The sequence below is a fragment of the Lactobacillus sp. CA30L genome (genome assembly GCF_059900845.1).
The window spans coordinates 169,639-191,043 of sequence record NZ_JBWXGB010000002.1; the positions used below are offsets into that span (position 1 = coordinate 169,639).

At 40.6% G+C, this 21,405-nt stretch carries 19 protein-coding genes; 13 read left to right on the top strand and 6 right to left on the bottom strand.

Annotation, left to right across the window (positions count from 1 at the left end; all coding sequences use genetic code 11):
• The first annotated feature begins 42 nt into the window (after window positions 1-42).
• The 3 genes from guaA (at window position 43) to AC2JF8_RS03320 (ending at window position 4,465) form a co-directional block, all read left to right on the top strand.
• On the top strand, window positions 43-1,593 hold the full coding sequence (guaA, locus tag AC2JF8_RS03310; RefSeq protein WP_500761279.1) for a glutamine-hydrolyzing GMP synthase: 1,551 nt from the start codon (window positions 43-45) through the stop codon (window positions 1,591-1,593).
• A gap of 217 nt (window positions 1,594-1,810) precedes the next feature.
• A complete protein-coding gene (locus tag AC2JF8_RS03315; RefSeq protein ID WP_500761126.1) occupies window positions 1,811-3,553 on the top strand; it encodes an AIPR family protein in 1,743 nt (580 codons plus the stop codon).
• Between the two features lie 24 nt (window positions 3,554-3,577).
• Entirely contained in the window at window positions 3,578-4,465 is an 888-nt protein-coding gene (locus tag AC2JF8_RS03320) for a DNA adenine methylase (RefSeq protein ID WP_500761128.1), read from the top strand.
• Window positions 4,466-4,622: 157 nt separating this feature from the next.
• Here AC2JF8_RS03320 and AC2JF8_RS03325 read toward each other — a convergent pair whose 3' ends face one another.
• Entirely contained in the window at window positions 4,623-4,706 is an 84-nt protein-coding gene (locus AC2JF8_RS03325) for a hypothetical protein (protein ID WP_500761281.1), read from the bottom strand.
• A gap of 434 nt (window positions 4,707-5,140) precedes the next feature.
• Here AC2JF8_RS03325 and AC2JF8_RS03330 point away from each other — a divergent pair, with 434 nt between their 5' ends.
• The 5 genes from AC2JF8_RS03330 (at window position 5,141) to AC2JF8_RS03350 (ending at window position 12,747) form a co-directional block, all read left to right on the top strand.
• Window positions 5,141-7,828 (top strand): class I SAM-dependent DNA methyltransferase, encoded by a 2,688-nt coding sequence (locus AC2JF8_RS03330; protein WP_500761130.1) that lies wholly within the window; start codon window positions 5,141-5,143, stop codon window positions 7,826-7,828.
• Complete coding sequence (locus AC2JF8_RS03335) at window positions 7,818-8,522, top strand: hypothetical protein (protein ID WP_500761132.1); 705 nt, start codon at window positions 7,818-7,820, stop codon at window positions 8,520-8,522. The genes AC2JF8_RS03330 and AC2JF8_RS03335 overlap by 11 nt, the downstream gene beginning before the upstream one ends.
• A 2-nt stretch (window positions 8,523-8,524) precedes the next feature.
• The gene (locus AC2JF8_RS03340) at window positions 8,525-10,474 is read left to right on the top strand and encodes a DEAD/DEAH box helicase (protein WP_500761134.1); all 1,950 of its coding nucleotides are present in this window, start codon (window positions 8,525-8,527) and stop codon (window positions 10,472-10,474) included.
• Complete coding sequence (locus AC2JF8_RS03345; protein WP_500761136.1) at window positions 10,461-11,687, top strand: GIY-YIG nuclease family protein; 1,227 nt, start codon at window positions 10,461-10,463, stop codon at window positions 11,685-11,687. Before AC2JF8_RS03340 ends, AC2JF8_RS03345 begins: the two co-directional genes overlap by 14 nt.
• A gap of 280 nt (window positions 11,688-11,967) precedes the next feature.
• Entirely contained in the window at window positions 11,968-12,747 is a 780-nt protein-coding gene (locus tag AC2JF8_RS03350) for a hypothetical protein (RefSeq protein ID WP_500761138.1), read from the top strand.
• Window positions 12,748-12,853: 106 nt separating this feature from the next.
• Here the strand turns inward: AC2JF8_RS03350 and AC2JF8_RS03355 are convergent, their stop codons facing one another.
• A complete protein-coding gene (locus AC2JF8_RS03355; RefSeq protein ID WP_500727661.1) occupies window positions 12,854-13,198 on the bottom strand; it encodes a winged helix-turn-helix transcriptional regulator in 345 nt (114 codons plus the stop codon).
• Between the two features lie 158 nt (window positions 13,199-13,356).
• On the opposite strand from AC2JF8_RS03355, the gene AC2JF8_RS03360 reads away from it, so the two are divergent.
• From AC2JF8_RS03360 to AC2JF8_RS03380, 5 genes are all read left to right on the top strand, one after another.
• Window positions 13,357-14,379, top strand: coding sequence for a zinc-binding alcohol dehydrogenase family protein (locus tag AC2JF8_RS03360; RefSeq protein WP_500761140.1), 1,023 nt, complete (start codon window positions 13,357-13,359; stop codon window positions 14,377-14,379).
• Window positions 14,380-14,731: 352 nt separating this feature from the next.
• Window positions 14,732-15,586 (top strand): ABC transporter ATP-binding protein, encoded by an 855-nt coding sequence (locus AC2JF8_RS03365; protein ID WP_500729231.1) that lies wholly within the window; start codon window positions 14,732-14,734, stop codon window positions 15,584-15,586.
• A complete protein-coding gene (locus AC2JF8_RS03370) occupies window positions 15,586-16,467 on the top strand; it encodes an ABC transporter permease (protein ID WP_500729230.1) in 882 nt (293 codons plus the stop codon). Before AC2JF8_RS03365 ends, AC2JF8_RS03370 begins: the two co-directional genes overlap by 1 nt.
• Window positions 16,445-16,897 (top strand): LytTR family DNA-binding domain-containing protein, encoded by a 453-nt coding sequence (locus AC2JF8_RS03375; protein WP_500729229.1) that lies wholly within the window; start codon window positions 16,445-16,447, stop codon window positions 16,895-16,897. Before AC2JF8_RS03370 ends, AC2JF8_RS03375 begins: the two co-directional genes overlap by 23 nt.
• A gap of 1 nt (window position 16,898) precedes the next feature.
• Window positions 16,899-17,294 carry a DUF3021 family protein gene (locus AC2JF8_RS03380; protein ID WP_500761142.1) on the top strand — a complete coding sequence of 132 codons (396 nt, stop codon included), beginning with the start codon at window positions 16,899-16,901 and terminating at the stop codon, window positions 17,292-17,294.
• Between the two features lie 72 nt (window positions 17,295-17,366).
• Here AC2JF8_RS03380 and AC2JF8_RS03385 read toward each other — a convergent pair whose 3' ends face one another.
• The 4 genes from AC2JF8_RS03385 to vprA form a co-directional block, all read right to left on the bottom strand.
• Complete coding sequence (locus tag AC2JF8_RS03385) at window positions 17,367-17,915, bottom strand: AraC family transcriptional regulator (protein WP_500761144.1); 549 nt, start codon at window positions 17,913-17,915, stop codon at window positions 17,367-17,369.
• Window positions 17,916-17,960: 45 nt separating this feature from the next.
• The gene (locus tag AC2JF8_RS03390; protein ID WP_500761146.1) at window positions 17,961-18,740 is read right to left on the bottom strand and encodes a helix-turn-helix domain-containing protein; all 780 of its coding nucleotides are present in this window, start codon (window positions 18,738-18,740) and stop codon (window positions 17,961-17,963) included.
• A 46-nt stretch (window positions 18,741-18,786) separates the two neighbouring features.
• The gene (locus tag AC2JF8_RS03395) at window positions 18,787-19,665 is read right to left on the bottom strand and encodes a hypothetical protein (RefSeq protein ID WP_500761147.1); all 879 of its coding nucleotides are present in this window, start codon (window positions 19,663-19,665) and stop codon (window positions 18,787-18,789) included.
• A 179-nt stretch (window positions 19,666-19,844) separates the two neighbouring features.
• Window positions 19,845-21,299, bottom strand: coding sequence for a vinyl phenol reductase (vprA, locus tag AC2JF8_RS03400; RefSeq protein ID WP_500729224.1), 1,455 nt, complete (start codon window positions 21,297-21,299; stop codon window positions 19,845-19,847).
• Between the last annotated feature and the right edge of the window lie 106 nt (window positions 21,300-21,405).

The following is a 21,405-nucleotide window of genomic DNA, read 5'->3' on the forward strand; positions in this document are numbered from 1 at the left end:
GAAGTGATTATTGTTTGCTTTATTAAAGGAGACCGGAGCACAGTGAAAGAAAACGAGCACGATTTTGACGAAATCATTGTTTTGGACTTTGGCAGCCAGTACAACCAGCTAATTACCCGTCGACTGCGGGACTTTGGCATCTATTCCGAACTCTTGCCGCACGACATCAGCATGGCCAAGATTCGGGCAATCAACCCCAAGGGCATCATCTTTTCCGGTGGGCCCAACAGCATCTACGATGAGGGCGCGCTGAAGGTTGACCCCGCGATCTTTGACCTGGGGATTCCGATCCTGGGCATCTGTTACGGCATGCAGCTGATGTCCTACTACCTGGACGGCAGGGTCGAGAAGGCGGACAACTCCGAGTACGGCCGCGCCGACATCCGGGTTGAGGACGCGGGCAGCGTCCTGTTCAGCGGCCTGCCCGAAGAGGAGTACGTTTGGATGAGCCACGGCGACCTGGTTAAGCAGGCGCCGGAAGGCTTCACGACGGTCGCTTCGAGCAAGAACTGCCCGATTGCCGCCATCGCCAACAACGCCAAGAAGTTCTACGGCATCCAGTTCCACGCCGAGGTGCGCAACACGCAGTACGGGTTGGACATCCTGCGCAACTTCGCCTTCAAGGTCTGCAAGGCGCGCGCCAACTGGACGATGGACGACTTCATCGAGCTGCAGGTTGCCGCGATTAAAAAGACGGTGGGCGACCGGAAGGTCATCCTGGGCCTGTCCGGCGGCGTCGACTCGAGCGTCACCGCGACGCTTTTGCACAAGGCGATCGGCAACCAGCTGACCGCGATCTTTGTTGATCACGGGATGCTCCGCAAAAACGAGGGCGACGAGGTGATGGCGGCGCTGAACCGCGACCTGGGCGTGAACATCATCCGGGTGAACGCACAGGACCGCTTCCTGGGCAAACTCGCCGGCGTCAGTGACCCGGAGCAGAAGCGCAAGATTATTGGCAAGGAGTTCATCGAGGTCTTTAGCGAAGAGGCGCAAAAACTGCATGACGTTGATTTCCTGGCGCAGGGCACGCTCTACACGGACGTGATTGAGAGCGGCACCAACACCGCGCAGACGATCAAGTCCCACCACAACGTCGGCGGCCTGCCCAAGGACATGCACTTCAAGCTGATCGAACCGCTGCGCAAGCTGTTCAAGGACGAGGTCCGGGTCCTGGGCGAAAAGCTAGGGATTCCGCACGATCTGGTCTGGCGGCAGCCGTTCCCGGGTCCTGGTCTAGGCATCCGCGTCTTGGGCGAGGTGACCGAGGACAAGCTGGCGCTCGTGCGCGAAAGCGACGCCATCCTGCGCGCCGAGATCAAGGAAGCGGGCCTTGAAGAAGAGGTCTGGCAGTACTTCACGGTGCTGCCCGGCATCCGCTCCGTCGGCGTGATGGGCGACGGCCGCACCTACGATTACACAATCGGCATCCGCGCCGTGACCTCGGTCGACGGCATGACCGCCGACTTTGCCCGCCTGCCGTGGGACGTTCTGCAGAAGGTCTCGACCCGCATCGTGGACGAGGTGCCGAACGTCAACCGCGTGGTCTACGACGTGACGAGCAAGCCACCGTCAACGATTGAGTGGGAATAAAAGGACTATATTGTTCAAAACAGGAAGAGCGATATAACAGCATTTTAGGGAACTAATTAAACTAAAAACCTACATTTAAAAAGATAATTGTTTGCCAAAAGTTTGCCAAGCAAGAAAGAGAAAATTCTAGTGAGAGCTAGAATTTTTTATTGTATTTAATAAATGAAAAGCTGATAATAGGCAGTTAGTAGTAGCGCTTTACTGGAGGAGGTATATTATGAAAGATAGAATAATAAGTTCTTATATAGATAAGTTTGTTGATGATAATAAATTAGATAAAAATTCTTATAAAGAATCTGAAATCTTTGAAGCATTTTCAACTTATTATGTTGTGTCTAAACTTATGGATGGATATTTTGAATATGACGATATTGATGGCATGCTTGTCGGTAATGCCAATGACACAGGGATAGATGCTATAGGAATTATTATAAATGGTGAATTTTTTGATTCACTAGAAGCTTTAGAGGACTTTTTTAAAAATAATAGTAACAAATTCGGTGAATATACAATAAAAATAGTATTTATTCAGGCTAAAAAAAGTTCTCAATTTAATTCTGCATCTATAAGAAGCTTTGGTGATGGAATAGTAGACATTTTAAGATCTAAACCTAAATTAATTCAAAATACTCTAATAAAGGAAAAGTGGAGTATGATAAATGAAATAATTCAGCATGCTGAATTATTTAAATCTATTCAAGGAAGGGCTTATTATGTAACAATTGGAACTTATATTGAAGATAGGAATCATACTGCTGCAATAGATAATGTGAAAAAATCAATTAAAGAAGAAAATATTTTCTCTGAGTTTACTTTTCTACCTGTTGATAATCAAAAACTACAACAGTATTATAGAGATTCAAATATTAAAGTTAAAGAGAAAATAAACTTTCCTAATAAAGTAACTTTACCAGAAATAAAAGGAATTCAACAGGGCTGGTATGGGTATCTTTCTGAAACTGAATTCTTAAAACTTATAGAAGATGAAAATGGTGATCTTAGGAGATCATTATTTTTTGACAATGTAAGAGATTTCATTGGTGATGATACTGATACAAATACTGATATTGCTAGTACTTTGAAATCTAATGAGCCAGAAAATATGGTAATTTTAAATAATGGTATAACGATAATAGCACAGGATGCTAAGTTGATTTCAACATATTTAATTCTAAAAAATTATCAAATTGTAAATGGTTGTCAAACATCATATGTTATATACAATAATAAAGATATTGCTAAAAAATATATAAATATTCCTGTAAAAATAATAATTACAACTAATAAAAAAATATCTGATAAAATAACTGTTGCGAATAATAGACAAAATGCTGTCAAAGATGAAGAACTTTTGGCTCTTACTGAGTTTCAGAGAAAACTTGAAGAAGAGTTTAAAACATATGATGGCGAAAAGAAACTCTACTATGAGAGAAGAGCTAATCAATATCACGACAGTAATACAGTAAAAGTTAAAATTGTGAGCGTTTTAACTTCCTTAAGATGTTATAGTTCTATGTTTTTAGGAAAACCACACATTGCAAGTCGCTGGATTGGTAAGCTATATAAAAAATATTCATCTTCGGTATTCAAAGAAACAAATTCTTTAAGAGCATTTTATACATCGTCATTTGCACTATATAGATATTTGTTCTTTGTTAGAAATAATGTAATTGATAAGAATTGTAGGAAATTTAAATATCATATTCTTATGATGATAAGATTTTATTTGATAGATGATGTAGATAAGGACAAATCTAGGAAAGAAATTGATAAAGAATGCGAAAAGATAAATAAAGTACTTTGGAATAAACATCAATGTAAGAAATTAATGCTAAAAATGGTTGAAATTATTAAAGAAGTAGCTAAAGAAGACAATCAAGATATTACTGGTTCTGGATTAACGTCTAACAAGAAATTCTTAGATGATATTATACAAAAGGTTCTTGAAGTTAAAGGTTAAAATAATAAAAGGAGTATATAGAATATGGACAAATGGAGGTCACCATTAAGATATCCTGGAGGTAAATTTAAATTAGCTCCTTTTTTACGGCAAATTATAAAAAATAATACTGAAATTGATAATTACGTTGAACCGTTTGCCGGAGGCGGTGGAATAGCAATTAATTTGCTTTTAAATAATTTAGTTAATAAAGTTGTTTTGAATGATTTTGACATTGCGATTTATTGTTTTTGGAAAGCAATAACTGAAGAAACTAATGACTTTATAAAGTTGTTCAATGAAACCCCTATAAACGTAGAAGAATGGAAAAAACAAAAAAGTATTTTTGGTAAATTAGAGTGTAAAAAATCTTATGAATTAACAAATGTTGAAATTGTAAAACTGGGTTTCGCTACTTTTTTTTTGAATAGAACAAATTTTTCTGGTATTTTAAGAGGAGCTACGCCAATTGGCGGTTTATCTCAAAATGGAAAATGGAAAATAGACTATGAATTTAATAAGTCAAGGTTACGTCCGTTAATAGAAAAGATTGGTGATTATTCAAATAAAATTACCGTTTCTAATTTGGATATGACAAAAAAATTAGTAGATGATAATTATAATTCTAAGCGAACTATTATGTTTATAGATCCTCCCTATGTAACACAAGGTAAGAGACTATACCTACCTATTAGGAGTATGGATGATCACAAAAAAATAGCTGATCAAGTTAAAAAGTTGAAATGTAATTGGATTTTAACCTATGATTCTGTTGATGAAATAGAAGACTACTATAATTTTGCCAAGAATAAGTATATTTATTCTTTACAGTATAAGATAAAATCTCATAAAAGAGCAGCAGAGTTTTTAGCTATATCTCCTAATTTAAATTATGACTTTAATGATACTATTGATATTGTTAAAAAAATATAATATAAATATTTAGGTCTAAATATGGAATAACTTGAAGTACTGGTAGATCCACCAGAAATTAAAACGCAACTTAAAATTAGACATTTTATTATTGAGCAAAAACGTAATGCACGATTCCGATATTGATGTGCCCCCAGTTATGACAGTTTAATAAATTTTAGCTAAGGATTAACTCTCGATATTCAAGCGGAGTTAGTCCTTTCAGTTTGCCTTTTGATTTTTTGGTGTTGTAGTAGTCAATATACTTTGTTCAACCTTCAACTGCTTTAAACTTATACTATGGTATTGAAACTATGGTATTGAAAGTTTTGATTATGTCGGTAGGAATCTAATAGGAACTATGCCGAACTGTGTGCTTATTACTGATTGCAAAAGATAAAAAACTACGGCCATCTTGGGTATTTCGATGGAATGTTAATGATAGAAGCATAAAACATTTAGTTTAAATTCAGAAAAATAAGATAACAGAATACGTTCAATCGTTAAGATGTCCGAACTGCGCTTTAATGCGAATATAATACAATCCTTGATTATAATATAATCAGTGTCATATTTCTTGTTTGAACCAGTTAAAAAGTTTTGGTTTATAGGAAAATCTTAAACTAATTGTATTGAGTTAGTTTGTTACTTCTACGATAATAAAAATAGACAAATAGAATAATTGAGGAATTAATAATGGCAATTACAGACATCGAAGACAAAATTTCTGACATAATCGAAAAAAATGATAGGGTTAACTTTATTTATGACTTTTTGGGTGTCTATGACATTCCTAAGGCGACGGTAACTAAATTGAGAAAGGGAATTAATAACTTATCTGATGTACCTGGGGAAGTTTACCTGAAGAATAAGCTCTATTACAAGCAAACAGATAGTGCTGTTATGCAAGCTTTTACCGATATAAAGGATAAAGTTGATGAATTGGGCACGAAGCCGCGGTACATTGTAGCTACGGACTTCAAGGAATTTGCAGCGTTTGATACTAAAACTAAGGATACTCTGAACATCCCATTTAAGAAACTCCCCCAAAAATTCGAGTTCTTTTTAGCATGGAATGGTATTGAAAGGGCTGACTTTAACAAAGAAAACCCCGCCGATATACGAGCAGCTGAAAGATTTGCCAAACTGTATGATGTAATTGTCAAGGACAATCCCAATGCCACGAGGAAGGGCTTGAACCTATTTTTGATTCGAGTTTTGTTTTGCCTATTTGCTGAAGACACAGATATTTTCACAAAAGATTTGTTTACTAATCGCTTAAAGCGACTAACCAAAGCTGATGGCAGTGATTTGGATGCATTTATCGGTCAATTATTTGGCATTTTGGATGTAAAAAAAGAAGAACGACCAGTCAATACACCTAGTTGGTTCCAGGACTTTCCCTACGTTGACGGTGATTTATTTAAGGAACCGCACGAGTCTTTAAAATTAACCGCTAAAGCCAGAAAACTAATAATTGATGCTGGTGAAAAACTTGAGTGGGATCAAATCAATCCTGATATTTTAGGGTCAATGCTGCAAGCAGTCGCTACCGAAGATAGCCGCAGTCACTTGGGGATGCACTATACATCTGTTTCGAACATCATGAAGGTGATTAAGCCATTATTCCTTGATGACTTGAGAAGCGAATTTGAAAAAGCCAAGGGTAACTATAAAAAGCTGCAAGATTTATATAATCGAATTGGCAATATCAAGTTTATGGATCCAGCTTGTGGATCAGGCAATTTCCTAATTGTTACTTACAAGCAGCTGCGCCAACTTGAAATAGATATTATCAAAGAAGAAAACAATTTGGGAATTGCAACAATGTATATTCCGTCCGTTACGCTTGATCAATTTTACGGAATCGAGATTGATGACTTTGCGTGTGATACGACCAGACTTTCTTTATGGATTGCCGAGCACCAGATGAATGTTAAATTGCACGAAGAAATCCAGGATGCCGTGAGGCCGACTTTGCCTTTGCAACATACTGGTGCGATAGTTTGTGGCAATGCCTTAAGGCTTGATTGGAATGAAGTTTTACCCCATGGTAAGGAAGATGAGGTTTATTTGTTTGGAAATCCGCCATACATAGGCAGTAGAAATCAAACAAAAGATAATAAATCCGATATGAGCGTTGTGTTTCAGGGATTCCAATCATATAAAAAATTAGATTATGTTTGTTGTTGGTATTTGAAGGGAGCTAAATATATATATCAAACCTATGCAGAACTATCATTTGTAACGACTAATTCTATATTTCAAGGAGAACAGGTTCCGATTTTTTGGCCCCTGGTATTTAATTTGGATATAGAATTTTCATTTGCTTACACTTCTTTTAAATGGACTAATAATGCTAAAAATAATGCAGGTGTTATTGTTGCAATTGCAGGATTAAGAAGCAAAAGTAAAAAATGGAAGAAGCAAAAGAAACTATATGAGAATGGTTTACTTAAAACTGATATCGTGGGCATAAGTCCTTATTTAAGTGAGGGACCATCTACTACTGTTAAAAAAATAGTATCTAGGAAAGATGGACTACCGAAACTACAAAAAGGCAATGCTGCTTATGATGATGGACTGCTAACCTATAGTATAGAAAAGTATAAGATTTTTATAAAAAACAATCCCACAGCAAAACCACTTTTTCGTAAGTATATGAGTGCAGCTGACTTTTTGAATGGAACGTATAAGTATTGTCTTTGGATAAGTAAGGAAAATTTGCAATTAGCTACAAGTATTAATGATATAGCTAAGCGCATAAAACTTGTAAAAAAATATCGTGAAAATAGCAATAGAGAAGTTACAAGAAAAGCTGCATCAACTCCATATAAATTTGGAGAAATTCGATGGCAAGATTCTCCTGCAATAGTACTTCCTGTTGTATCAAGTGATAATAGACTGTATATACCTATGGATTATGTTCAAAGTAATATAATTCCTTCATATGCAACTTTTACTATTTATGATTCTCCGCTATGGCTTTTAGGACTTTTAGAATCTAGATTGCATATGGTTTGGTTAAAAACAATAGGTGGTAGATTAGGAACTGATTATCGTTATTCCGCTGGGCTAGTGTATAACACTTTCCCCGTTCCTGAGATATCTAAACGAAGAGAAAAAGAGATTGAAGACTTAACCTTGAATATTCTTGATGTTAGGAATGAAGAAGGTGGAACTTTAGCAGAATTATATGGTTCTCCACTTGCCCAAAAAAATCCTAAGCCAATGAATTCGAGATTATTAGCGGCCCATCAAGAACTTGATCAGGTGGTGGATAGGGCATATAAAGCAACTGGCTTTAGGGACGATAATGAAAGGCTAGCATTGCTACTAGATATGTACAGTAAAAAAATGAAAGAACATTCAGATGACAAATAACATTCCATTTGTATTACTTGATGATATAGAAGACCAATTAAAAGAAATTTTCACAGCCAATGAAATTATTAATTTGACAAAAATGTATGGCGAAAGTGTAGGCAAGGAAGTTCCAATTCAAGTTGTCAACTTTAATTCTAAAAAAGATATTATTAGTGCTAATATAGGATGCCTGGATAATAATGAAAAAATAGGATTTCTATCGCAAATAAAGAATCATAGTAAAGTGGTTACAAATTTAGAGCTTTGCAAAGAAATCGAAAAAGTTGTTTCAGGCTCAAGTGAGGCAGCTATTCGCTCAAGAAATTCCCTAACTGATTTACTATCTGATTATCCAGCCGGAATTAGAAACCAATGGCAAAAGTCGTATAACTTTTACGATAAAGCAGACTATAGAAACGCTTTAGATTCAATAAGACTAACTATCGAATTATTGGTCAGTCATATAACTAATTCAAAAGCATCTTTAGAAAATCAAAAGAAAAATTTAGGAGCATTTTTGAAAGAAAAAGGTATTTCTAAGCAAGTAAGAAATTTGTTCTTTAGAATGCTAGAAATGTACGAAAAAATTCAGAATGATGAAGTAAAGCATGGCTTACCAACAGGTCTATGTTCCGAAGAGATTGCGCTGTTAATGAATCAGTCAACTATAATAATAAAATTTTTGATTGATTGTGATAAGAAGGTATTTTAGTTATGCAAAATAAAAATGTAGTTGAGGTTAACTATCATCGTACTGGAAATAGTACCAGTACCGATGAATTAGGGATGCGCGAAATGCAGGCGCGTGTGTACCAACACCGAAATTCACAATATCTATTGGTTAAGGCACCACCTGCTTCAGGGAAATCACGGGCCTTGATGTTTGTCGCTTTGGATAAATTAGCCCACCAAGGAATTAAAAAGGTTATTGTAGCTGTACCAGAGCGCTCGATTGGGCGCTCATTTAAGAATACCGAATTAGTTAAATATGGCTTTTATGAGGACTGGCAGGTAAATCCGCAATACGATTTGACTTTACCGGGCGGCGATCAAAGTAAGGTACAAAAGTTAGTGGATTTTCTGAATGTGCCTAACCAAGGGATATTAATCTGTACACATTCAACGTTGCGCTTTGCTTATGACAAAATTATGGATGATCATAAGTTTGATAGCGTGCTGGTTGCTATTGATGAATTTCACCATGTTTCTTCGGATGACAGTTCAGTTTTGGGAACTGCTATAAAAAATATTATGCATAATTCTTCTGCTCATGTGATGGCGATGACAGGTTCGTACTTTAGAGGCGATTCTGCGCCAATTCTTTCGCCGAGTGATGAACAGAAATTTGATAAGGTAACGTACACTTATTATGAACAATTAGATGGGTACCAGTATCTGAAGTCCTTTGGCATTGACTATAAGTTTTATCAGGGGTCGTACCTTGGAGCCCTGGAAGAAGCACTTGATACATCTAAGAAAACGATTATTCATATCCCTAACATTAACTCCAATGAATCGACCAAAGATAAAGAAAATGAAGTAGATACCATTTTTGACGCAATTGGTTCTATCAAAGAAAGGGACAAGAAAACTGGCATTTACTTAATTAAGAGTAAGCAAACGGGAAAACTGTTAAAAGTAGCTGACTTGGTTAATGAATTAGGCAGGGAAAAAGTCCAGGAATATCTGCGTAATATAAAGAGTGCAGATGATCTGGATATTATTGTCGCACTGAATATGGCCAAGGAAGGCTTTGACTGGCCCTGGGCGGAGCAGGCGCTGACGATTGGCTATCGTCATTCATTGACCGAGATTGTGCAGATTATTGGCCGGGTGACGCGTGATAGTCCCAATAAGACACATGCGCAGTTCACCAATATGGTTGAGCAACCGGATGCTAAGGACGATGCGGTGCAATACGCGGTTAACCAGATTTTGAAAGCTATCACTGCTTCGCTGTTGATGGAACAGGTATTGGCTCCTGAAATTCACCTTAAGCGTAGGAAGCATGAGAATGAGCGTCCGCAGGGAGATGCTGACATCTTGATTAGAGGGTTAAAGGAACCTACTACGGAAAGAACGCAAAGCATTATCGAAAACGAGATACCAGATTTGACAGCAGGAATTTTGCAAGATGAGGATGTACGCAAGGGTATTGCAGCAAATGTGGATCCCGAAGTGATGAACAAGGAATTGATTCCCAAAGTAATCATGACGCGCTACCCGGATCTAAACGATGAAGAAGTTGAACAAGTTAGCGAGTATGTGGTGGCGGATAATGTTTTACGGCAGGCTAAGGTTGACTCTACTACTGATAAAAATGGCACCACCAATAATATCTTAAAGATGGCAGACAAGTTTATTAATGTGGATGACCTCGACATTAATTTGATTGAGTCTGTTAATCCGTTTCAACGTGCTTATGATGTTATGTCACAAAATATTGACAGTAATACTTTACGAATCATCGAGCGGTCACTTGATGCTAAAAAGTACGATTTTTCTGATGAGCAATTGGTTCAGCTTTATAATAATGCAAAAGCTTTTGCTAAAGAAAATGACAGATTACCCAACAAAAATTCTAATAATGAAGAGGAAGTACGAATGGCATATGCTTTAGCTAAGTTAAGTGATCTGAGGGCGAGAAAGAATGAAAATAGATAATTCACGGCCGATTCGTTCACTAGACGATATTTTCAAAGATCCTGATTCAAAGGAATTATTGGTAAGAGAAAAGGCAAAAAATTCAAGTTGTTTTGATCCAGAAATTGAGCACTTTAAGGAAATTCAGGACTGGGTTAAAGCTCATAATGGTCAAGAACCTGAAAAAACTTCTGATTTATCGCGTCTGCAGGAGCGTGGCTTGGCCAGTAGGCTCAAGGGCATTCGGAATAATCCTGAACGGGTAGCCAAGCTGAAGCCCTATGATGAAATGAATCTATTAAATGATGTGGATGAAAATCTGGATCTTAAGGAAAAGGTTAGTCAAGAGAAAACTAACTTTAATTCGTTAGACGACATCCTAAATGACGATTCAATTTTATTAAATAATAATGTTTCTGGAAAGAGTCTGAATGCCAAACTATTTGACACAAAAAAATTCAAGAAGTATAAGCGGGAACAGGAAAATTCACCTGAGTTAATCTCCACTAGAAAAGTCGCAAGTAATTTTGCACAGTACAGGAAATTATTTAAAGACGTTCAAAAAGATTTGGCTTCTGGTAGAAGACGTTTAGTTAGGTTTAATAATAACGAAATTGAATTACACAAATTTTACGTCTTAAATGGGCAGTTGCTGTATATTGAATCAATTGGTTCGGAGTTTAAAGACAAGACTAATAGTTCAAGACCAACAAATGCCCGCTTACACGTAATTTATGAAAATGGGACAGAAAATAATCCCTTGAGAAATGGACTAATTGCTTCGTTATATGGTACTAAAGAGAGATATGGCAAAGCGGTATCAGAACCCGAGGGTAGCTTTAAACTTGCTGAAGATGATCAAACTACAGGCTACATTTATGTTCTTAGGTCATTGAGCAAAAATCCTGAAGTTAAACGAATACGGGAAGACTATCCGCTGTTTAAAGTTGGTTTTACTAGCGGAACAGTTGAGCAAAGGATAGCTAATGCAGAAAATGAAGCAACTTATTTATATGGTCCAGTTAAAGTAATGGCGGAATATCAAGTGATTAATCTTAAACCTGAAGCTTTAGAGACGGCCTTGCACCACGCTTTAGCAAAATATAAGTTAGATGTTGATATCAGAGCTGGTAATGGAAAAATCATTCATCCACGAGAATGGTTTATTGCGGATTTTGATACAATTAATAATTTAATTAACGAAATAATTAGCCGGCTGCAAATAAGCCGTTAAAAATAAGTTTATTTGAAGACATACTAGAAGAATAAAAGTCTTTAATCGGGAAAATTACGTACTATTTGTTACCACTATACGAGCAGTGCTTGATTTTGTCTTCAAATATAATTACTTCTATGCGCATTACCCCTAATACAAGTAAAATTCTTAGAATAAATTCTTTAACACTGTGATTTTATAAAAATTTAGTATCAAAAACGCCTAAAAACGTGTATACTATAGGGAATTTCAAAAGGCACCCTTTTGAACAAAATATTTCAGATACGGAGAGGTAATTATGAATTTAAAGAAAAATGCCATCATGTTGGCCGTTGCCGGTTTAACCGCGCTGACTCCAGTTGTTAGTCAGACCGCAATGGTGCTGGCTGATACGCAAGCTGACCAAACTGCTAAGCCAGATCAGACCGCTAAGCCAGACCAAACTGCTAAACAAGATCAAACCACAGCACCAGCTAAGGATTCTGCACAAAAGCCGGCTGAAGAGCCTACAAAGCAGCCAATCAACGAGCCGATTAAGGGAACGGATTTTGATCCGTCCAACCCGCTGGACCCTGGTTTCAACGGCCCAACTGCGACTGCACCGGCAAAGAAGAGCCCGATCCGCAAGACCAAGGCGTCATGGACGAAGAAGCACAAGAAGGCTAACAATTACTTCAACAAGACTGTCAAGAAGGGCGCTAAGCTGTCCGACAAGAAGAAGCTGAACTTGTACAAGAAGGCCCTGAAGCACCTCAAGAAGAACCACGCTAAGTACGCTAAGCGTTACCGTTCATACTTGAGCGCTGAGATTAAGGCACTCAAGGCCGAGATCAAGGCTGCTAACCAAAAGCCAGCTGCTACGCCAGAACAGAAGCCAACGACTCCTGCTAAAGACGATTCAAAGCCAACAACTGCACCAGCTGCAGACGACGCTAAGAAGCCAGCTACACCGGCTAAAGATGATTCCAAGACTGCAACTACGCCAGCCAAGGACGATTCCAAGACTGCAACGACTCCTGCTGGTTCAACCAGTTCGACGGATCAAAAGCCAGCAGCGACAACGCCAGCTAACAAGTAATTTGATTGATTAAAAAAAGAGGCTCCGGCCTCTTTTTTTGCTGCTTATTTTTCTGAATTATTTTGCACTTCTTGACTCCGTCTTGCCCCCCTAAGAAATAATGGTCTTAATCATCGTTAACGTGCGTTTGGTTGTATTTTTCGCCCCATTTTTCCATTTCCAGGATTAGCGGGGTAAGCGTTTTGCCCCAGTCGGTCAATTCGTAGCTGGTTCTGGGCGGCACCACCGGATAGGTGGTTTTTGCAATGACGTTGTCGCCTGCCAGTTCCTTCAGCTGCAGGGCCAGCATCCTTCTGGAAATATGGGGCATCAGCCGCTGCAACTCGCTAAACCGGCAGGATTTATTGGTGATTAGGTGGTAAATAATGACGCTCTTCCATTTTCCCGCAATTACTTGCAGCGTGCTTTCGACGGGACAGCCCCGAGCACAATTATAGGCGTGGCGTGGCAAATGATCACTCTCTTTCTGCGGTACACTGCTAATTTTAGCGTTTTATCCGTTAGTATGCTAGGGGAATAAATTGTTACTTAGTAAATAAAAATTCACGTCTTGTTTTTCTCCTGCGGCCAAGTACTATTGAGGGGTAGGCAAAACGCAAAGGAGCAGAAATGAAAGCTATTGGTTTTAGAGAACACTTGGATATTGACGATGAAAAAAGCCTGGTTGACGTAGAGATGTCCAGGCCCGTTGCAACAGGGCATGATCTTTTGGTAAAAACAAGTGCGGTCGCGGTTAACCCGGTTGACGTCAGCATTAGAAAAAATGGTCACGGCGTCCTGAAGGAGCCCCAAGTTATTGGGTGGGACGCCTGCGGGACCGTTGCTGAAGTGGGGGCAGAGGTTACACTGTTCAAACCGGGCACACGCGTCTATTATGCCGGTTCGTTTGCTAGGTCGGGCAGCGACAGCGAGTACCAGCTGGTTGACGAGCGGATTGTCGGCAGTGCGCCCCAGAAATTGACCGCTGCTCAGGCCGCCGCAATGCCCTTGACCGGGCTTACCGCATATGAGGCCCTGTTTGAACAATTGGAATTAGCAATAGACCCGAGCCGTAATGTGGACAAGACCATTCTGATCATTAACGGTGCCGGTGGCGTCGGCTCTATTGCAACCCAACTGGCCCACCTGGCGGGACTAAAGGTAATCGCAACTGCTTCACGGCCAGACAGCATTGAATGGACCAAAAATCATGGTGCCGATTTTGTTGTCAATCACCGCAGTGATTTAGTAAAACAAGTTAGGGCGTTGGGCCATCGATATGTTGATTACATCCTTGAATTAAGCGACCTGGACGGGCACTGGAATGAAATGTGCAAGCTAATCAAGCCGGAAGGGCGAATTGTTTCGACCACTGAAAACCTGCGGCCCATTAATTTGCGCGCATTGACTATGAAGAAGGCGCACTTTGCCTGGGAATGGATATTTACCAAGTCTTACTACCAGACCAGCGATATGATTTCGCAGCATGAAATTCTCGACAAGTTAGCGGCCATGCTAGACAGCGGGCTGCTTGAGTGTACGCTGACTAAAACGCTGACGCCGTTGAATGCGCAAAATCTGCGCAAGGCCCACAAACTGGTGGAGAGCGGTCACATGATCGGCAAGGCAGTTGTAGCAGGCTGGCAGGAATAAGGGCTGCGCCTTAAAAAAACAATTCTGGGTCAAATTTGCACCCCGAAGCAAAGTGTCGGTTGCTAAAAGCAAAACTAATAGGACTGACTCCTTCTGAATATCGGGGGTTAGTCCTCAGCTAGAAATTATTAAACTGTCCTCATTTTGGGGGCATATCAAAAGAGGCTCCGGCCTTTTTTTGCTTATCTCAAATTTCTAATCTTTATTTAGAAGAGTCCCTTCTCTAAAATATTTTATGTATATTATTCAGCTTTTTATGAGTGAAAAACGACTACTTATTTAGAAATGTGCTACAAATTAGAGCGAAAATTGTATTCTTAACTAAGTATAAATAATGAGGAGAATATTTCTAATGCTAATTGAAACTAGTGACCTAACCAAGAAGTATGGCAAGAATCTTGCTTTGAATAAAGTCAATTTAAAGATTGATGAAGGACAATTGGTGGCGTATCTGGGAACTAACGGTGCAGGCAAGTCTACAACGATAAATATTCTAACTGGGCTGCTTAAAGCGACGGCTGGGACGATTACCTATAGTCAAAATTTGAAGATTGGCGTTGTCTTCCAAAATAGTGTGCTTGATAGTAGTTTGACGGTCAAAGATAATCTCTACCTCAGGGCGAAGATGTACCAACACTGGTCACCTGAATGGATAGAAGAATTGGTCAAGTTAATCGGCATTAAAAAATTCTTTAAGCAAAAGTATGGCACACTATCTGGGGGACAAAGAAGGAGGGTGGATATTGCTCGCGCACTGGTTGATCGACCCAATCTGCTATTTTTAGATGAACCGACCACAGGCTTGGATTTGCAGACAAGACTAGTTATCTGGCACTTACTTGAGAAGCTGCAGAAAGAACAGGGGCTAACGATTTTTTTAACTACGCATTACCTTGAAGAAGCTGCTAATGCGGACCAGATATATGTGCTGGAAAATGGAAATATCTTGGCCAGTGGTTCTGCCAGTCAAATTATAGCAAGCTATGCACCAACAAAGCTGCTTATCAGGATGAGGGATAAGTGCGTACTGAAGACGGACTATCCTTTGCGGCAACTTGGAGGCAATCAATTTGAGGTCGAAGCGCTGGATGCAGATAAGGCAATCAACTTGCTCAGTGCCAACCGAAACGTTATTGCCGATTTTGACTATCAGAAGGGTTCAATCAATGATGCCTTTGTTAAAATTACGGGAAAGGAATTACAATAATGCTCGCTTTATTATGGAGAAATATCAAAATATACTTTGCCAACGTTCCGGGTGCAATCATGTCGTGTCTAGGTGCGCTGATTTCCTTCTTTATTTACATTGGCTTCCTGCAAAAGGTTTTAAAAGGTTCTTGGAGTGGTCTACCTAGTGCCACCAAGGTACTGGATTTGTGGATGATAGCGGGCATCGTGGCAATTGCCGGGATTACCACGTCGTTTCAGGCTCTAGGACAGCTGGTCCGGGACCGGGAAACAAGGACCGCAGATGATATTATGCTGACCAATATTTCAGCACTAAAGCAGAATTGTTCCTACGTTTTATCCAGTACAATCATCAGTTTCATCATGCAGGTTATCACCTTTGCCGTTATGGCAGTTTACTTCACTGCAGTTGATCAGGTCCAGATTCCTACTGCCGCTTACCTGCCAATCCTCCTCTTTATTGCTCTAGGTGCAGTCTGTGCAACTTTATTAAATGAAATAATTGTTATTTTTATTAATTCGTCCACCACTTTTAGTCGGTTATCGGCATTGATTAGTGCTGTGGCTGGATTTGCCGTTGCTACTTATATGCCGTATGGCACACTATCACCTGGTGCACAAACTCTGGTAAAATTAGTACCAAGCAGTTATGAAGCAGCCGCATTAAGAAAGTTTTTGTTAGCGCCAATCTTTAAGGCACGCTTAACCGCCAACGTAAGCAATCGACTCAGTAGATATTTGGGTATTAACTTAAAGCTGAGTGGACACCAGTTGACCCAAGGTGGCAATGCGCTTGTCATGCTAGGAATGAGTATTATTCTGCTTCTAATAATTATTGTCATCTCGGTCATAACCACTAGAAAGAGAATTGGACAAAGTGAAAATCAATTTTCAAAATGATTCGTCTTTAGATGAAGGCGATATTCAAATTGAAATCAGGGCACAACACAAAAATGTGACTGTAAGGAGACTGATTGGCTGGCTTGAAAAGTTGGCTCAAAAAGAGCCACAGCTTATACCGGTTAAGACTAGTGACCGGATCGTAGTTGTAAAACGTGCAGAATTAATCAAAATTGAAGTCCAAACAACTAATTTAACCTATTACACCACCACAAAAAATATCAAGACAATTGGCCGACTCTATCAGGCCCAAGAAAAATTAGGCAATGATTTTATCCAAGTATCTCGGCATGCGGTTATCAATCTAAATCACCTTGAGTCTGTTGAAGTCGGCTTCGATGGCAATATGATTGCAATTCTGACAAATGACCTCAAGGTTGATGTTTCGCGGCATTATTTTCCACTATTAGAAAGAGCACTTGGTCTGTAAAATGAAATTATTTAGTAAATGTGTAGATTACTTCTTTACTGGCCTGGGATTTGGTGCAGTTTTTTACTTGTTGATTCTAACTTTTGCATATCCAGGAATAGCACCAACACCTAAGGGCGTGGTATCTGTCTTCGTGCTTTCGGGTTTGATTGGACTGCTTGGCCTAATATTTATCCCTGATTTGCCCTTCATACTTGCCCTTGCCCTTCACTTTGGTGGCACGTTTTTACTCTTCTTAGTAATGGTAACGGTTAATAAGTGGTCGATTGATTTGTGGACACTTAGCCTCTTCTTAGTAATTTATGTTGTTATCTGGTTGATTTGCATCTTGGAATTGAAAAAATCGGCCAAGCGGATCAATGCACGCATCAAGAAGCGCAACGCGCAGGGGAAATAAGTATTATAAGAGAATAAAAGGCTTCAACATAGTTAAGTGAAATTTTAATTACGCTGGAGCTTTTTTAGGTGATTATTGCAGTGGGACGCAAAATTCGCATAAGTGCTGTGAAATTTGGGGATAAGCATAGCGCTCAATTATTGGTTTAGTGCCGTCTATTGGCAGACTGGCAGTTAAAGCGGGGATGTTGTTCCAGAAGTTTGCTACGGCCTCTTCTGTATGCGCAATTTCAAATATTGCGTAGCGTCCGTTGGTAATTCCACGAGTTGGTAATTTATGGGGCTGCACTTTGTTAGTCACAATGACGCCTACATCGTATCTTTGCTGCTTTGCCGGTGTTTGCATTGGATCATCTAAGGCGATTCCTAGTATGGCAGTATCATTGTTGAACAAGTTGTTTGCTTTTAAGTATGCCTTAAAGTTTTCCATTAGCTGTTTGTTTTCTGCTCCGTATTTACCAATTCTGCGCATATATGCAATTTGGATGTCTTTAAATTCTTCAATAATCAATTGTTGTTTCTCCTGTACTATCAATATTTTGGGGTTGTTGGCACAATTGTAAGTGCAGTTAAAATTTTTTGCAACATGGTTTTTAAAATGAAGCATTACTTTTTTGGTCAAAGCAAAATCCGCTGCTGTAATTCAAGCAGCGGATTTTTAGGTGATTTACTGCAGGTGCTGGTAGCAATCCAGGATTAGCAGTGCGTAGTTGTTTACCATGAAGGTTGAGCCTAGTTGGTTGATACGCTTGAGGTCGGTGAGAAGCGTGTCTAAGGCCTGATCGTACTGCTTTAATTCAAAGTGAATTTTACCCTGCTGAAAGTGGATTACGTTAAGGTTTTCGGTCTGGGCGTCTATTTTAAGAAGAGCGGCATTAACTATCTTGAAGAGACCAAAGGCCTCCTCAGTTCTTTTTTGCTGGGCGTAGATAAAGCCGAGGGTATTTACTAGCAGTAGTTCAACAGGATTGCGCGGTGCGGGCTGATTCGCGTTCATCGTGTAGGAAAGGGCGAGTTCAAAGTAGTGCTGGCAGTCGCGCAGGTTGCATTCTACCTGGTAAACGGCACAGCCATAATAGTAATAATAGGTTTGAAAGTCTAAGTCTGAGTTAAGTGACATAATAATTGCTTGCCGATCAAGATACTGCAAGAGGCGCTGATATTGATGCTGGCGGCAGAGATCGAAGGCTGTTTGTGCTAGCTGGTCGTTGTTACCAAAATTTAGGCGTTCCTTCAAAAAAGCATCATCGATTGAAAGGTGCAGCTTGTTGCAGAGGGCAATAAAAATAGCAGCATTGGGAATATATTCGCCATGTTCAATGCTGCTGATCAACGCCTGCGAGCAGATGCCGCTAGCGAGTTCTTGCTGGGAAAGTCGCTGCTTTACGCGGGCGTTTTTGACCAGTGCACCAATCTTTTGTGAAATTAATCCTTCGTAATTTTGCATGTGATCCTCGAACAGTATTTTCTGATTAATCAACTATATTATATGCCTATTCTGGTGCTTCCTGAAAGGCAATCAGGTTGCGGCCGCGACGGATCCCGTGGGCTTGGGCAGCAAGCGCCCGCTCAAAGTTCAAGTAGGAAAAAACCTGGTTGATGGGAATGAATAACCTGTTATGCTGGATTTCTTGCATTAAATAAAGATAATCTTTGGGTAAAGAGGGCTTGCTAATGAACTGAATGCCGGGCACGTCCTTTTGGGCGACGCTGATTACCTGGTCACCGCCTTGCAGGTGGGCCAGTAACTGGGAATTAACGCCCGCACCGGCCAGGTCAAAGACAAGTTTATTCGTCGAGTTAACTGGCCGTGCAGTATCGATGTTGTACCTGGTGGCTTTTTCATTGAGGTAATCTTGTGAAATTGGCCGCACCTTGGGGATGAAGGGCAGTTGACTGTGGTGCGTCAATAGCTGCATCAAGATTAGACCGGTCACCGAGTCTGCACCATAAATCACCAGCGGCTGCTGCTTTTTCTGGGCAATTTTAAAAAGGGTCAAGGCCAGGTCACCGCCACCGATTAGTGCAGCTGCGTCTCTTAATGTAACACCAGAAATGAGTGGAATTGCAAGCGGTGGGATGCTGGAAGTGATTTCTTCCTGAAAGGTTCCCCGGGGATGCAGCAGCAGGACGGGCTGCCCCAAAAGTGCCGTTGACCGCAAACTGCCCACTTCTTTAACAATGCCCGTTGCACCGTAGCCCAGGACCGCGGGCAACTGGGCGGGGACCGGCTGATCCAGTTTGAGCAGATCATAGCGCAAGAGCGGTACGAATTTTGTTTCGATTTTGATTGACAGGGGCGTGAGCGCATCTGCAGCCCTGTCCCGCAATTCCGCGCGCCGATAACCTGTTTGAACGATTGCTTTAACCATGTTTGTTAACCTGCTTTCTTTAATGATGCAAGGTTAAGCTTTTCTGGCGGAACGAGCCAATCAGAATACTGATAATTGGCACAAAGGACAGGGTAAAGCCCACTTATTTTAGTAAAAGTCAGGGTGCAAACAAAAAAGAACGGGTACCGTGACTCGTTCTTTTTAATTGCTAATATTTTTTAACCCTTGATCTGGTCAGCAATTACGTTGGCAACGTGCTTGCCGGAGTAGAAGACAAATCCGGCTTCCGTACCAGGCATGTTAGGACCATAAGTGTCGCCAATGAGCATGCCAGCACCGTCATTGCCGGCGGCGTACAGACCCTTAATCGGCTTTCCGGTTTTATCCATAACCCGGTGTTCAGTATCGGTCTTCAGGCCACCCATTGTACAGAAGGCACCGATGCCAAGTTCAAAGGCGTAGAACGGACCGTTCTCGACTGGAATCATGAAGTCGGCCTTCTTATCAAAGTCAACGTCTTGGCCGTTGTGAGCCATCTCGTTGTAGTGGCTAATAGTTTGCTCCAGGTCAGCCAAGCCTAATTTTTGTGCTAATTCGGCAATTGAGTCGGCCTTGGTAATGTAAGGCGCGTTTTCATCAAAGGCCTTTTGCATTTCTTCCTTCAGGTGTGGCAGCTTGGTGTCGTGGTAGTCCCAAGTTCCCATTGGCTTGTAGAGACCCTCGTCAGCCAAGTGATCAATGGTGGCCTGGTCGATAATGGAGTAAACCTTGCCTTGGGTGAACAAAGCGTTGCCGGCCAGTGCAAAGTTATCAACAACTTCTTCATTGACAAAACGGTCGCCGTTTTCGTTAACCCAGAGCAGCGACTGCTGGTCGGCTGCACCGTTTAATTCTGAATAACGGTAAACGTAGCCTGGCTTGGTTGGGTCCTTAAGGTAACCACCAAAGAGCATTGCCATGTCCATTGCGTACTTTTGTGCACCGACGTCCCAGGCAAGCTTAAGTCCGTCACCCGTGTTCTTCATTGAGTTAACCGGGATAAGCTGGTTCTCATCGTAATGGGTTTCGTTTTTAATCATTTCCTTGTTGTTTAAGTAGCCACCCGTTGCCAGCACAACTGCTCTAGTCGAGACTGTTTTAGTTGAGTCATCGGTCAAGTCTTTGAGAACCAGGCCTTCGACCTGGCCCTTGCTGTCCAAGTTAATCTTGGTTACGGTCGTAGACGTGACAACTTCTGTGCCTTGCTGCTTGGATTTAGGCTCTAAAACGTCATGAATAACGGATTTGCCCAGGCCCTTGAACAAGTGCCAAGTCTGGTAGCCGCTACCAAGCGGTGCTACGTCCAGGTATTCAACGCCGATGTCGTTCAGCCACTTGATGATGCCAGCAGAAGCGTCAATATATTCTTTCCAAACCTGTGTGTCGGCCCGGTAATGTGAATAATCTAACTCTTCGTCTAAGGCCTCTTTTTTGGTTAACTTGACGTTATGCTGCTTTTGCAAGTATGAGTCAACGGCGAAAGCACCTTCGATATGCTCGCCGCTGCCGCCCGTGTTGCGGCCTTTTTCAACGACCAAGACGGATAGTCCACGTTTGCTGGCCTGGTATGCGGCTGTAAAACCGGCTGCACCACCACCAACAATAACAACATCATAATTTTCTTTGATTTCCATTTGTGAAACCTCATACAAGTATTTACACTAAAATTATAATCGCTTACACGCAAAATGTGTTATAGTAGTTTCAGTCGCCACTAGGATATAAATGTACGGGTGAAAA

Excerpts from the sequence above, each read along its gene's own strand:
- AC2JF8_RS03395 (WP_500761147.1), bottom strand. The coding sequence starts at position 19,665 with ATGGTTAAAGCAATCGTTCAAACAGGTTATCGGCGCGCGGAATTGCGG.
- AC2JF8_RS03370 (WP_500729230.1), top strand. The coding sequence starts at position 15,586 with ATGCTCGCTTTATTATGGAGAAATATCAAAATATACTTTGCCAACGTT.
- AC2JF8_RS03335 (WP_500761132.1), top strand. The coding sequence starts at position 7,818 with ATGACAAATAACATTCCATTTGTATTACTTGATGATATAGAAGACCAA.
- AC2JF8_RS03380 (WP_500761142.1), top strand. The coding sequence starts at position 16,899 with ATGAAATTATTTAGTAAATGTGTAGATTACTTCTTTACTGGCCTGGGA.
- AC2JF8_RS03320 (WP_500761128.1), top strand. The coding sequence starts at position 3,578 with ATGGACAAATGGAGGTCACCATTAAGATATCCTGGAGGTAAATTTAAA.
- AC2JF8_RS03365 (WP_500729231.1), top strand. The coding sequence starts at position 14,732 with ATGCTAATTGAAACTAGTGACCTAACCAAGAAGTATGGCAAGAATCTT.
- AC2JF8_RS03350 (WP_500761138.1), top strand. The coding sequence starts at position 11,968 with ATGAATTTAAAGAAAAATGCCATCATGTTGGCCGTTGCCGGTTTAACC.
- AC2JF8_RS03390 (WP_500761146.1), bottom strand. The coding sequence starts at position 18,740 with ATGCAAAATTACGAAGGATTAATTTCACAAAAGATTGGTGCACTGGTC.
- AC2JF8_RS03345 (WP_500761136.1), top strand. The coding sequence starts at position 10,461 with ATGAAAATAGATAATTCACGGCCGATTCGTTCACTAGACGATATTTTC.
- AC2JF8_RS03340 (WP_500761134.1), top strand. The coding sequence starts at position 8,525 with ATGCAAAATAAAAATGTAGTTGAGGTTAACTATCATCGTACTGGAAAT.
- AC2JF8_RS03360 (WP_500761140.1), top strand. The coding sequence starts at position 13,357 with ATGAAAGCTATTGGTTTTAGAGAACACTTGGATATTGACGATGAAAAA.
- AC2JF8_RS03315 (WP_500761126.1), top strand. The coding sequence starts at position 1,811 with ATGAAAGATAGAATAATAAGTTCTTATATAGATAAGTTTGTTGATGAT.
- vprA (WP_500729224.1), bottom strand. The coding sequence starts at position 21,299 with ATGGAAATCAAAGAAAATTATGATGTTGTTATTGTTGGTGGTGGTGCA.
- AC2JF8_RS03330 (WP_500761130.1), top strand. The coding sequence starts at position 5,141 with ATGGCAATTACAGACATCGAAGACAAAATTTCTGACATAATCGAAAAA.